Below are 13,115 nucleotides of genomic sequence, written 5' to 3'. Positions count from 1 at the left end.
CGCCCGCTGCTTCAGATCTTTCCGATCCCAGAAGCATCCGGCGGCTGATATTCTATCTGATTATCTCCGGAACAGTTCTTTTCTCCACTTTGTCAGCATCATCAGAATCACTGCAGAAGAGACAAGGAACATGCCTGCATAAAGCGGCACTGAAGTCTGGTCGCTTGTATTCGGAGTGTATGGACGCGCAGCAGAACTTGTGCCTGCAGCTGCCGAAGTGTTCGGCGTATAGATCTTCCCGCTTTCCGGATCTGACGGAGACGGAGCCGGAGAGCTTGGGGTACTTGTCGGCGTCGGAGCTGGAGTCACCGCATGCGTATTCGTCAGTTCCTCACCATTTCTGACAGATTCCTTGTCCGCAGTATATCCGGAAATGGAATTTTCTCTCACGGTGTAGATAATTGCAGATCCATCTGCATACTCCGGGAGATCGCTGTAGGTCACAGTATACGTGTTATTCCCGTTATCCGTTACAGTCGGTGTCAATCCGGTCACTTCCGTATCACCGCTATACAGATGAAGCGCTGCTGCAAAGCGCTCTGCGCTCGGCCGAAGACCATCCCGGTTATTGCTGTCATTCCAGATCTTCGTTATAGTCACGCTGGTCTTTCCAGGGGTATAGCTGTTCGTGATGTGATAACCTTCAATCGTGGTGCTGTAGTCTGCAATTGCTTCTTCCGAAACCGTATAGACAATCTCTTTGCCGTCCTGGTACTTTGGCAAACCAGCAAAGGAATAGGTCCAGCTTCCATCTGCTCCGGCTTTAACGACGGTGCTGTCAATTTTTGTACCATCCGCAAGCAGATTCACAGTGATGCTCTCAGGGCGTTTGCCATCCTGATTATTTCCGTCATCCCAGGTCTTGGTTCCTGAAATATCAACGGTTTCAGGGACATGCGTATTCGTAATGGTAAAACCATCTGCTGCATTTCCGGAAATCTCTGGAGAATAACCAACAGGTACCTGTACCTCATCGACGGTATAGACAATCTCTTTGCCAGAACTCTTTTCATCAAGATTGTTCCAGGTATAAGTCCAGCTGTTGGCATCATTCAAGGTGATTGCATCACCAGACTTTTTGCCATCTGCATAAAACTGTACCTGAACACTTGCAGGACGAATTCCATCCTGGTTATTGCTATCTGCCCAGGACTTCGTCACCGTGACACTCGTCTTGCCTGGCGAATAGCTGTTCGTGATGTGATAACCTTCAATCGTGGTGCTGTAGTCTGCAATTGCTTCTTCCGAAACCGTATAGGCAATCTCTTTGCCGTCCTGGTACTTTGGCAAACCAGCAAAGGAATAGGTCCAGCTTCCATCTGCTCCGGCTTTAACGACGGTGCTGTCAATTTTTGTACCATCCGCAAGCAGATTCACAGTGATGCTCTCAGGGCGTTTGCCATCCTGATTATTTCCGTCATCCCAGGTCTTGGTTCCTGAAACAACAACTGTTTCAGGGACATGCGTATTCGTAATGGTAAAACCATCTGCTGCATTTCCGGAAATCTCTGGAGAATAACCAACAGGTACCTGTACCTCCTCAACGGTATAGGCAATCTCTTTGCCAGAATTCTTTTCGTCAAGATTGTTCCAGGTATAAGTCCAGCTGTTAGCATCATTCAAGGTGATTGCATCACCAGACTTTTCGCCATCTGCATAAAGCTGTACCTGAACACTTGCAGGACGGATTCCATCCTGGTTATTGCTATCTGCCCAGGACTTCGTCACCGTGACACTCGTCTTGCCTGGCGTATAGCTGTTTGTAATATTGTAGCCATTGATCTCTATGCTGTAGCCATTCACTGCATTTTCCGTAACAGTGTACGTGATTTCTTTCCCATTCTGATACTTCGGCAGATTCTGAAACTGATAAGACCAGATCCCATTTCCATCTGCCTTTACCACGGTGCTGTCAATCTTCGTACCATTCGCAAACAGGTTCACGGTGATACTCTCAGGACGCTTGCCGTCCTGATTGCCCTGATCATTCCAGGTCTTTGTACCCGAGATGGTGACCGTTTCCATACTGTTAGTCAGTGTCCCGCCATTTTCAACTGAAGCTTTATCACTGCTATAGCCGAGGATATCACCTTCTGTAACTTGATATGAACTTCTGCTCCTCAGGCCTGGAAGCTGCTGATACGTAATAGTCCATGTACCATCTCCATGATCCGTAATCACAGGCTCGTATCCTTCCATCTTGACTCCGTCTGCCTGCAGCGTAAGCTTAGAAGCAAATTCTGAAGCAAGCGGTCTGTTTCCATGCTGGTTGCCGCTATCGTTCCATACCTTGGTGAATGAGAATGAAGTTTCTGCAGCTGACAATTCGAAGGAATTTGAAATAACAGTCTTATGGATCACCGCCCCGATCATGTTCTGAAATGCTTTTCCATCAGGAGCCGTTACATTGTTATCCGCCACATATACTTTCAGATCCTCATTCGGATCCATCCAGGGGATTTCTGCAGACAGCGACAAAGTTGCAGAGTCTTCCGGTTTCTGAGAAGAAACCAGAGAAAAGACATCACCATTCTGCAATTGGGTTTTGCCTGACTCTTCAGAAACACCCGCAGGCAGATCAAGCAAGAACAACGCATGATAATTCTCAGGAGCAGAGAATGTCAGGATGCCAGTATGCCATTTCTGATCATCCGGATTATAGTAGAAAGTCAGATCTCCCAGAACTGTTAAGCGATTTGCGTCAGGTGTTTCTTTTAATACAGAATCCTTTGCAGTGCTCGAATTAGCAATCTTTTTTGTCAGATCTGTATTCAGAACCTCTGTTCCATTATTTTTGAGACCAGCATTCTTCAGAAGAGTCCAGACTGCATCACGTGTGCTCCCATATGCCTGAGCCTGCGTAACATAATAATTTGCCAGATACGTGCCAGAATAATTGGCGATCGGATCTCCCGAAAAACCTGCCATGGAATATGCCGCACGCCAGAACGGAAGCTTGATCAGCTGCTGATAAGTCAGCCCGGAAGGAGTCGTGCCTCCGGAATAATAGCTTCCAGCTTCCACAAGGAACTTTGAAAGGAGCCCCATCTTGGCGCTGTCTGTACGATCCGCATAAGTAAAGGTATTATTCCCGATACTATCAGGGAAATCAGCTCTCAGATACTGCGGCGGAACAAGCAATGCATTGAAATCAGCTTCAGAAATAGCCGGGGCGGTCTCAACTACCTGATATAATCCGAATCCATTATACGGATAGCCAGCATAGAGAACATTCTCAATCCAAGTTTTCAAGTCCTGAACATTAACATTAATCGGATTCGCATTAAAGAAGTCTTCAAAGGAAACCTCTGTATAAGTCGGAACAGCTGGAATCGAAGGAGTAGTATGCGGCCAGTGGAGTTCATTATTCATGCAGAAAAGGATAATGGTATTCCCTGACTCATCCGTAATGGAATGAATATCCGTTTTCTGATCATAAGCAATGGTTAAACCGCTATTTGAAGTGCCAGATGACGACAGCAGGTTTACGACTGGTGCTTCAGAATTGCTCTCAGCACCTCCGGCTGAGGTATCTGTTTCTTCAGTTGCTGTTTCAGACTCTGCATCAGGTTCTTTGTCAGAACTGTTTTCCGAATCAGAAGTGTTCTGATTCAGTTCATTGATATCTTCTGAAGTTCCTTGAGACCCATTTCCATTCTCTTCTGAGGAAGAGGTATTTTCAGCAGCTCCACCTGCTTCCGCAGAAGAAAAATCCGAAGAACTGACAGTGTTCTCGCTGGTCTCACCGGTTGAACCTTCCGTATGGTTCTCTTCTTGTGAACCGGCTGCTGTCTCAGCAGCGGACGGGTTTGAATTTTCAGTATTCTCTTCTGCAAGCACGCCTGGCTGGAGGCCGCCCGACATCAGCGCAAGAACCATTGCCAGCGTCCTCAGTTTATTCATCTTTTTCAAGTTATTTTCCTCTCTTCTGGATCATTCAGAACTTTGCAGTCATTTTTTTCGGTAACATCATAGCGAAAACAGAAAGAATGATGCAAGTGATTTGCAATCGGGTTTTTTCATTATTTACTTCATTTCCGACATGATGCTTTCTCACGTAAAATCAGTCTTCAAAGGTGAAAAAATCCTTCAGAAAATTCAGCTTGATCAGACCGGATTTGACCGTGCAGAAAATCACAAGTTTCAGCTTCTGCAAGAAAGCGTTTTAAAGCCGGAACTCTCCGGCTTTCTGGATATCTAGATGACTCTCGGATCAAGCAGGTCATCGCTGATTCCGTCTTTCAGCAGACGATTGATCTTTGCTTCATAGGAAGTATTTTTCAATCTGGTCTGGGCTCTCTTCAAAGCATCGGTGCACTTTCTCATATCTTTTTTCAGATAGTAGGATTGTGCTGCTTTGTAGTAGTAGACCCCTGCAGGAATGTCATCCTTGAGTTCTTTGGCCTTCCTGACAAGGTCATCTGCATACTTGCCGCTATGTTCCAGATAGATCGCATTCATGTAATCTGCTTCCAGGAAGGAGTCAGTGTACCGTTCCCGGTTCTTTTCCTTCATGCGGCCTTTCAGATCCTGGATTCTTGCATAGACATCTGCCGCCTTGTCCATCTGTCCCAGTCCGAGTCTCCAGGACATTTCTTTCTGCAGAACAAGAAGCTTATCGCCTGCTGCCATCGGCTTATCATCCACCTCGCTGAATACAACTTCCAGTGCATCATTATCATTCTTCTGCAGATAGGCATCAATGGTCATGAGCGTGCGGAGGCGCTTTCCGAAGAAGAACTTGCTGGAAAAAGAATCAAGCTCCTTCAGATACGCATCTGCGTTTCCCTGCTGATAAAGCAGGATGGAAAGATAAGCAGCCTGTCTCTGAGAGAAGAAGAGATAAGCAACTACCAATGCTGCACCTGCAGCAAGTGCTACCCAGAATACTGTCCAGTTCATAAGTTCAATTTCCTCCGTAAGGACATTTTTGGAAAACATGCCTTCTAGTGATACACTGTCTCTGAAAGGCAGAAGCTGATATGAATAGTGCTGTAATCATTGCAGCGATCCTGTTTGTGCTCATTCTGCTCTCGTTTGCGAAGAACCGCAAGAAGCAGGAACAGCAGGTAGAACAGAAGAAGACCGATTACAAGGTTCCGCTGAGCGATGATGTTCAGAAGATCTACTTCGAGAAGTATGAGAAGCAGATGCAGGAAGAACAGAATGCTCTGAAACAGGAGCCGAAGGAAGACCGGTCTTCTGAAGAACACGATTCCCTGCAGGATCTCTAAGGAAGAAAGGCAGATGATTCTGTCTTTTTTCTTTAAAGAAAGAGCAGCCTCAATCTGAAGCTGCTCTTCTCCTTTTCACTGAAGTGAATTATGCGTGCCAGGGAACCGGAACCAGAGAGGTATAATTACCGGACCAGATACCGAACATGCAGCCGACAACACCGATGACAAGGAACAGAAGGATGCACTTGGTTGGAGTCCACTTCTTGTTCTTGATCAGCTGGTAGCACATCAGCGTGAATGCCAGCGGGATGAGAGCCGGGAGAATTCCATCCAGTTTCTCCTGGATGACAACCGGAGCATCACCATTCGGGACAGACATTCCGAGCGTCGTAGCACCATAGTTGCAAGTCAGAGCACCGACAACGAAGACACCGAGCAGAGAAGCAGCGTGCGTGAATTCACGTGCGTTCTTCGTGAGCACTTCGATTGCGCTCATGCCCATGTCATAAGACCAGTACATCAGGTAGAAGCGAAGCAGCATTTCTACGCCGAAGACGATGATGAAGAACATGATCGGTCCAGCCCAGCTGCCGTTGATTGCCTGATTAGCGGTAATACCAGCAGTGATCGGAACCAGTGTGAACCAGAACAGTGCATCACCGATGCCGCCCAGAGGTCCCATTGCTGCGACACGTACGGCACGGATGGAGTTGATATCAGCCTTGTTCTGCTCCATGGAGAGGACAATACCCATAACGAACGTTACGAGGAACGGGTGAGTATTGAAGAACTCCAGGTTATGCTGCATGGAGATCGAGAGATCTTCCTTGTTGGTATGAATCTTTTCCAGACCCGGAAGAATGGACCACAGCCATCCTGCAGCCTGCATGCGTTCGTAGTTGAAGGACGCCTGCAGCATCAGGCAGCGCCAGACCATCTGATTGAGGGTCTTCTTATCAAGCGGCTGTGCCGGGGTAAGATCTTTATAAGTAAGTGCTTCAGATGCCATCTTCGTCTCCTCCGTTTCCGCCAGCTCCCTTGAGCTCCTTGATCTTTACGTTGGTATTATAGTCATACAGCGCAATTGCAATACCGATGAATGCAACGAGGATCAGGGTAGCACCAGAAGTAGCCGATACATTTCCGAACAGTGCTGCTGCAGCGAAACCAGCAAGGTAGATACCCCACATATCGTCTGCAAGCATGATCTTCAGAAGAACTGCAAATCCGACATAACGCATCATTCCGCCGGCTGCACCGAGACCACCCATGAACCAGGAAGCACTCTCAGAGAAGTTCTGCAGAGCTGTTCCTGCAGCTTCACCGCCGAAGTATGCAACTACAGCAATGATTGCGAACAGACCGCCGAGAATGCAGCAGGAGATCACATTGACACGAGTGATTCCCTTCGGATCTGCCTTTTCAGCAGCTTCATCAGCCTGCTTCATGAGACCAGACATAACCGTGAAGGTCAGAGTTACAGCGTACTGTCCGAAGATGGAGAATACGACTGCAAGACCGAGAGCCTGATCAACCGGAAGCTGAGACTTGACTGCGAAGATCATTGCAACGATGGAACCTAATACCGCATTGGGCGGCTGAGCTCCGCCGACAGGCATGTTGCCGATCATCATGAGTTCGTAGGTACCGCCTACGACCAGACCGGTCTGTGCATCGCCGAGAATAGCGCCGATAATCGGGCAGGCGCAGATCGGACGATACAGTGTTTCTGTCAGCGAGAACTGGTCAATTGCAAAGATGAATGTTACTATTGCGAGCAAAATAACCTGCATTTGATTCAATCCTCCTCAAATAAGATGAATTTTCAGAACTGCTGTGAGAGTGTTACTGGAAAAGCTTTTCGATGTCTTCAGCTTTTTCCTGCGGAACTCTGCGGATCTCAAGTTCAACGCCGAGATCACGAAGCTTGCGGAATGCTGCTACATCTTCATCGTTGACCGCAACGGATGTTGCCACCTGGCGTTTTCCCTCTGCCATGTGCATGTTTCCGATGTTGACTTTCTTGATCGGAACACCACCTTCGACAAGTTTCAGTACGTCTTCCGGGGTCTCGCAGATCAGGAAAATGTGCTGCTTCGGCGAAGCCTTATGAATTGTGCTGATGGTCTTATCCAGAGTCCAGTAGCGAGTCTGTGCATAAGACGGAGCAGCCATATCCATCAAGCCCTGCCGCAAGGAATTGCCGGCAACCGCATCGTTTGCCACAAGAAGCAGATTCGCTCCCACCGATCCGGCCCACTGAGTTGCCACCTGACCGTGGATGAGACGGTTATCAATTCTTGTAAGTACAATGTCGGGCATTCTTGCTATCTCCTTTCTTTGATTATCACGTGATATTCTGGACTGCCTGCACCCTGTCAACTTCGGGGGTAAGCGCTTTCCATGACCATATAGTATTCCAAAGGCAAACCTGAATCTTTATCTTTTTTATTGTCGAGTTTGCAATTTTCGGTACAAAAAATATTTTTATTTTCGATTCTTTTATTTTGTGGGAATTTTGTGTTATATTTCAGTCAGAAAGGTTCACTTTTCGGTATTCTATCATGCTCGCAAAAACAACAAGTGCCACATTCCTCAAATTCGGCGCTGTATCCAGCGCTTTTCGCGGACAGCAAGGGTTCATCAAGAAGGAATATACCTTAAGTGATGATACGATCTACCGTCTCTATTCCTATAATGAGCCTGTCTATGTAGAACCAATGGAAGGCATGGCAATGCTCCGGATCACCCGGAACCCGGAAATCGAAGAAATTGAAAACTTTGCCCTGCACCGGGACATCCGGATCAATAAAGGAAACTGGTTTGCCCTCGCCCCGATGAGCAGCTACACCATCTATAACCTCTACATTCCGGAGAATGCAGAACGCCAGGTTCTGAAACTGGATAAACCCATTCTGTACAATCACATCACTCCGACTCTGCGGATCAATGAGATTATTGCCTACTATTACGTCGTCAAGCGGCCGGGATACGTGTTCCCTGGCGAAGTGCATAATTACTTCGAGCTCACTTATGTAGATCATGGCTCGCTTCTGACCCACGTCAACGGAGTCGATTATGAAATCAGCAGCGGCCAGGTCATGATGTACGGGCCAGGGCAGTTCCACAATCAGCAGGTTACTTCCTCGGAAGCATGTTCCTATATGACGGTCATCTTCCAGGCCGACGGGATCAACCGTGACAAAGTGCTCAATCGCGTCTTCACCTGCAACCGGGAAATGGTCAACGATCTGAACACGTTCGTCAAAGCAACCGATGATACCGGCGAATATCACAATGATGCGATGATCATCTCACTCCAGTATATTCTCATCGAAATGCTGGTCTCCAATCAGGAAGAATATCAGCCAAAACCAATCTCTCCGATCAACCAGCACTTTGAAGACAACCTGATGGAAGAAATCATCGACTACATCAATCACCATCTCTATGAACCGCTTCCCATCGAGCAGATCTGCGCCAAGTTCTCAATTTCCCGCAGCACGCTTCAGAATCTGTTCAAGAACAACCTGCAGATTCCGCCGAAGCAGTACATCAACAACGCCAAGCTCAGTCATTCCAGAGCTATGATCCGCAAGGGTGATCATACAATCTCTGAGATTGCCTCGATGCTCGGCTTCACCTCAATCCATTACTTCTCCAGAAGATTCACGAGCTATTACGGCATCACCCCATCCGAATACGCACGCAAGATCTATCCGGAATCAGAAGAGTAGAATATCCTGCATGCAGGTATCATGCATGCAAAGGAAAAGGCATCCGCCGCAGAATATCATTTCTGAAGCAGGATGCCTTTTCTGATGGTTCAGATTCCGTCTCCGTCTTCCGGTTCTTCATGAGCCGGAGCGGCGAACTCATAGTGAATGACCTGTGTCTTGCCGGTTTCGACCAGGCTGTCTGCGAGGTCATTCAGATCTTCCATGAAGCTGCGGGACATATTTCCTTCCACCAGCATGCCGAGGTTTGTTCCGGAAAGCACTGCAATCGGAACAGAATCCTTCAGTTCAACGGAGAGTTCTGCGCTGACCTTGAAAGGAGAGCCGCCGACCAGGTCCGTGAAAATCAGGATGCCGCTGCAGGAAGCTTTCAGAAGATCAATTGCCTCACGCAGTTCGCGCTCAAGATCATCCGTGGACTTATCCTGGGTGAAGTCTACCGGAACATAATTTTCCGGAGAACCGGCAATCAGCTTGACCGAGGAGGTCAGACCGGTTGCGAAGTTGCCATGGCCTGTGACAATTACTCCAATCATTTCTTTATTCTCCTTATTTTGCGTATGGATACAGTGTAACACCCTTGACGACACGGTTCACTTCGCCAGTCGGGCATGGGTTATCCGGAGTGTTCTTGTTCTGCAGCGAGCGGAACAGCGCAATCAGCTGAGCACAGACGACATAGTCCAGTCCGAGGAAGACATTATCCTTTGCAGAAGTATTGAAGCAGTAATAGTAATCTGCGAGCTCTTCTGCCTCCTTGCAAGGCGTATTGCACACCACCATGATTTTGTTGCCCTTGCGCTGGCCAGCCATCTCGCGGATCAGATCCGTCTCATACTGTCTCTGATATGCGCCATCAGACAGATAGACAACTGTGAGGGTCTCATCGTTGACGATGGACTTCGGGCCATGACGGAATCCCATCGGTGTATCGTACATCGTGACGATCTTGCCGGAATTGAGTTCCAGCATCTTCAGAGCAGACTCCTGGGCAATTCCCTTGAGGCAGTTCGTGCCGAGATATACAATGCGGCTGTACGCAAAGTCTTCATCAACCTTCAGCATCTGTCCGTAATTCTCATCCAGCAGCGTGCGAGCTGAGGAAATCACCTCACGCATCAGTGCAGCCGTTTCATCGAAATGATCAAGGCTGAAGCACAGCAGGCAGGCAAGATACATATTCGAGAAGCTGGAAGTCATCGCAAAGCTCTGATCCAGAGTTTCCGGAGTCAGATCGATGGCCAGGCAGCGATCTCCCTCTTCTGCAGCACGTCTGGAAAGCGCCCCATCCTTGTTGCAGGTGATGAACAGATGATAAACCTGATCATTCACTGCTTCCACGGACTGAATGGCCCCGATGGATTCCGGAGAATCACCAGAACGGCCAAAACTGATGAGCAGCGTCGGCTTATGCGCACTGACGAAGTTCTCCGGAGTCGGAGTCAGATCCGTGCTTGCATAGCTCTTCACTTTATAGTTCAGCGAACGATTCAGATAAGAATACAGTGCATTTCCGACGAATTCACTGGTTCCTGCACCGGTCAGAATGATGTCATAATCCGGCTGATCGAGGACCTTGGACAGGAATGTCCGGATCTCTTCTTTCATGGAACCGATCTGGGCAATGGTCTTCTCCCAGGTGTCCGGCTGCTGATGAATCTCAGTTGCAGTGAATACTGCTTTCATTTCCTTCAGCTCTTCGGGTGAATAATTGAAAATCTTCATGATCTCTCCTCCTGATTACTTGCACTCGCATTATAGCAATGCCATTTTGCTGTGGGAACATTTCAATTGAAAGATGCTAAAGGTATACCGAAAAGTGCAAGCAGCATCAAAGACAAACGGAAAAACTCATGCTACAGTGATAGCAGAAATCATGAATCACCAAGGAAAATAAAGAAAAAAGGAGGCATATGAAATGTTGATTCAGAGCAAACGTGTATVGTATGCCGGGAACTTCATTCCGGCAGAACTCGAATTTGAAAACGGAAAGATTGTCAGAGTATACGGATATGGCGAAAAGCCTGCCGACAAGGATTACGGCAATCTCAGAATCGTTCCGGGATTCCTGGACATCCACTGTCATGGATATCATGGCTGGGACACCAACTATGCAACCCCGGAAGGACTTCAGAACTGGGCAAAAGGAATTGTCCGTGAAGGCGTGACCGGATTCCTCGCTACGACCGTCACCGAAAAGCATCCGGTCCTGGAAAAGGCAGTCCGCAACGTCGCTGCGGTCAAGAAGAATCACATCGCCGGGAAAGACGGTGCTGATATTCTCGGTATCCACTTCGAAGGCCCCTATCTCGATATGAAGTACAAAGGAGCTCAGCCCCCGGAGGCAATTGTTCCGCCTTCCGTCGAAGAATTCAAGGAATATCAGGACGCTGCTGACGGCCTGATCAAGATCATCACGATGGCACCGGAACATGACCCGGACTTCGCCCTGACCCGCTATTGTGCAGAACATGGCGTTATTCCTTCCATGGGCCACTCCGGCGCTACCTTGGAACAGGCTTCGCTGGCAATTGCCAATGGTGCCAAGTCCATCACGCATACATTCAACGGCCAGTCTCCGTTCCTGCACCGTGCAAACGGTCTGGTCGGAACCGCATTCCGCTATCATGATCTGTACAGCGAAGTCATCTGCGACACGCATCACAGCACTCCGGAAGCCCTGAATATCTTCTTCACCTGCAAGGGCAAGGACCATGGCATCATGATCAGCGATGCTCTGCTCTGCAAAGGCGGAAAGCCAGGCGACAAGTTCATGTTTGGCGGCCATGAAGTCGTGATCGATGAAACCGGAACTGCACGTCTCACTGAAACCGGCGGCATTGCCGGCAGCACGATGCAGATGAATGTCGGTCTGCGCAATCTCGTTGAAGTTGCTCAGGTACCGTTCGAGACTGCGATCAATTCCTGCACGATCAACCCGGCAACCCTGCTTGGCCTCAATGATCATCTCGGCAAGCTCCAGGTCGGCTATGACGCAGATGCAGTCGTCCTGAATGACGATTACACCGTAGCAGAAACCTACGCAAAGGGAATTGCACAGTTCTGAACTCTGCTATAATCATTCCCAGGGAGAGTTTGCAATGACTCAGAAGAAGACAGACAACCGCCGTATCGTATCCGGCAGAAACATCTATATTGATGACAAGGGACAGGCAGTCCTTTATGACAAGAAGACGAAGATCGGCTATGTCATCAAGGAAAGCGACGCAGAAAGCTACCGGCTCTATCAGAACCGCATCGCCATCTCGATCGCCGTATTTATGCTGCTGACAAGTTTCCTCAATGACTGGAAGCTTCCATTGATTGCCGGCGTGATCCTTGCCGCCCTGCTGGAAGTCCGCTACCGCAGATGGCTGCCGACCCTGACCAAGCGCACGAAGTTCCGCCCCGAAAAGAAGAAGACATTCCTGCAGGGCGTCATTGAATCCAATGACAGCGGCCGCTGCATCCTGCTCGGCTTCCTGTATATCATCTTCGGCATCCTGCTCGTCGCAAATGGCTTTGTATCCAATCAGCCGTTATTTGCAATCATCTGCGAATTCGGCGTCCTGGCATACTGCCTTTACATGGGCATCACCTACTTCTACGCAGTATCAAAGATGAAGCACTGAAAAAGCACTGCCCATCCGGACAATGCTCTTTACCAAAGCCTGAAGCAGTTCCGGAACAAATCCGGAACTGCTTTTCTTATTTCTCTTCTTCCGCCCGGTACCGGATCATTTTCCGGATCAGCTCTTCCGGAAGAGGCTTCGCATATGGAAACTGAACTGACCCCTTCGAGGTATGGTACTCCTTCAGATCTTCCGCATAATGTTCAATTGGCCCTGGAGTCGGATAGAAACCAAGATGATTCTTTCCTGCCGCAAAATATACGAGAACCTTCTTCCGCCGATATGCAGGCATGTTATAGGAAATGCATTCCTCTGCATCCGGGAGCTCTTCCCGGATCAGTGCTCTCATCTTCTCCAGATATGGCTTCTCTTTCTCATCCGCCGCATCCAGGTATTCCTGCACACTCTCCCACTTTCTCTTTTCCATAAAGAATTACTTCAGTTCCTCATCATGGAAGCCAGTCCATACCGGCTTGCCGGTATAGTGCTTCGGCTCCATCTCGCCTCTTAATACCTTAAGCGCATTATACGCCAGTGCTTCCTGCTCGAATTCTCCCGGATACACTGCA

The 13,115-nt window shown here is 48.4% G+C and carries 12 protein-coding genes; 4 read left to right on the top strand and 8 right to left on the bottom strand.

What is annotated here, in order from left to right; translation table 11 throughout:
* Positions 1–60: 60 nt before the first annotated feature.
* Both FYJ51_RS09400 and FYJ51_RS09395 read right to left on the bottom strand, forming a co-directional pair.
* Positions 61–3,903 carry a Cna B-type domain-containing protein gene (locus FYJ51_RS09400; RefSeq protein ID WP_154505221.1) on the bottom strand — a complete coding sequence of 1,281 codons (3,843 nt, stop codon included), beginning with the start codon at positions 3,901–3,903 and terminating at the stop codon, positions 61–63.
* Positions 3,904–4,197: 294 nt separating this feature from the next.
* Positions 4,198–4,902, bottom strand: a complete 705-nt coding sequence (locus FYJ51_RS09395) for a hypothetical protein (RefSeq protein WP_154505219.1) — start codon at positions 4,900–4,902, stop codon at positions 4,198–4,200.
* A gap of 80 nt (positions 4,903–4,982) precedes the next feature.
* On the opposite strand from FYJ51_RS09395, the gene FYJ51_RS09390 reads away from it, so the two are divergent.
* Complete coding sequence (locus FYJ51_RS09390; protein WP_154505217.1) at positions 4,983–5,234, top strand: hypothetical protein; 252 nt, start codon at positions 4,983–4,985, stop codon at positions 5,232–5,234.
* 88 nt (positions 5,235–5,322) lie between these two features.
* Here FYJ51_RS09390 and FYJ51_RS09385 read toward each other — a convergent pair whose 3' ends face one another.
* Genes FYJ51_RS09385 through agaV form a run of 3 tightly spaced genes read right to left on the bottom strand, consistent with a single transcriptional unit; the run spans position 5,323 to position 7,499 of the window.
* On the bottom strand, positions 5,323–6,186 hold the full coding sequence (locus tag FYJ51_RS09385) for a PTS system mannose/fructose/sorbose family transporter subunit IID (protein WP_154505215.1): 864 nt from the start codon (positions 6,184–6,186) through the stop codon (positions 5,323–5,325).
* Entirely contained in the window at positions 6,176–6,970 is a 795-nt protein-coding gene (locus FYJ51_RS09380; protein WP_105304492.1) for a PTS mannose/fructose/sorbose/N-acetylgalactosamine transporter subunit IIC, read from the bottom strand. The genes FYJ51_RS09385 and FYJ51_RS09380 overlap by 11 nt, the downstream gene beginning before the upstream one ends.
* A 52-nt stretch (positions 6,971–7,022) precedes the next feature.
* Positions 7,023–7,499 (bottom strand): PTS N-acetylgalactosamine transporter subunit IIB, encoded by a 477-nt coding sequence (agaV, locus tag FYJ51_RS09375; RefSeq protein ID WP_154505213.1) that lies wholly within the window; start codon positions 7,497–7,499, stop codon positions 7,023–7,025.
* A 242-nt stretch (positions 7,500–7,741) separates the two neighbouring features.
* Between agaV and FYJ51_RS09370 the strand changes: the two genes are divergently transcribed.
* Positions 7,742–8,914 carry an AraC family transcriptional regulator gene (locus tag FYJ51_RS09370; RefSeq protein ID WP_154505211.1) on the top strand — a complete coding sequence of 391 codons (1,173 nt, stop codon included), beginning with the start codon at positions 7,742–7,744 and terminating at the stop codon, positions 8,912–8,914.
* A gap of 89 nt (positions 8,915–9,003) precedes the next feature.
* On the opposite strand, the gene FYJ51_RS09365 is transcribed toward FYJ51_RS09370, so the two are convergent.
* Positions 9,004–9,450, bottom strand: coding sequence for a PTS sugar transporter subunit IIA (locus tag FYJ51_RS09365; RefSeq protein ID WP_105304494.1), 447 nt, complete (start codon positions 9,448–9,450; stop codon positions 9,004–9,006).
* A 13-nt stretch (positions 9,451–9,463) separates the two neighbouring features.
* Positions 9,464–10,639, bottom strand: a complete 1,176-nt coding sequence (locus FYJ51_RS09360) for an SIS domain-containing protein (RefSeq protein WP_154505209.1) — start codon at positions 10,637–10,639, stop codon at positions 9,464–9,466.
* Positions 10,640–10,832: 193 nt separating this feature from the next.
* Between FYJ51_RS09360 and nagA the strand changes: the two genes are divergently transcribed.
* Together nagA and FYJ51_RS09350 are read left to right on the top strand one after the other, a co-directional pair.
* Positions 10,833–11,981, top strand: coding sequence for an N-acetylglucosamine-6-phosphate deacetylase (nagA, locus tag FYJ51_RS09355; protein ID WP_154505207.1), 1,149 nt, complete (start codon positions 10,833–10,835; stop codon positions 11,979–11,981).
* Between the two features lie 34 nt (positions 11,982–12,015).
* Positions 12,016–12,546 carry a hypothetical protein gene (locus FYJ51_RS09350; RefSeq protein ID WP_135358221.1) on the top strand — a complete coding sequence of 177 codons (531 nt, stop codon included), beginning with the start codon at positions 12,016–12,018 and terminating at the stop codon, positions 12,544–12,546.
* Positions 12,547–12,622: 76 nt separating this feature from the next.
* Here FYJ51_RS09350 and FYJ51_RS09345 read toward each other — a convergent pair whose 3' ends face one another.
* The gene (locus tag FYJ51_RS09345) at positions 12,623–12,973 is read right to left on the bottom strand and encodes an iron chaperone (RefSeq protein WP_154505205.1); all 351 of its coding nucleotides are present in this window, start codon (positions 12,971–12,973) and stop codon (positions 12,623–12,625) included.
* Between the last annotated feature and the right edge of the window lie 142 nt (positions 12,974–13,115).

Origin of the sequence: Stecheria intestinalis, from assembly GCF_009696165.1 — a bacterium.
Classification (GTDB): Bacteria; Bacillota_I; Bacilli_A; order Erysipelotrichales; family Erysipelotrichaceae; genus Bulleidia; species Bulleidia intestinalis.
This window is presented reverse-complemented; position numbering and strand designations above follow the sequence as displayed.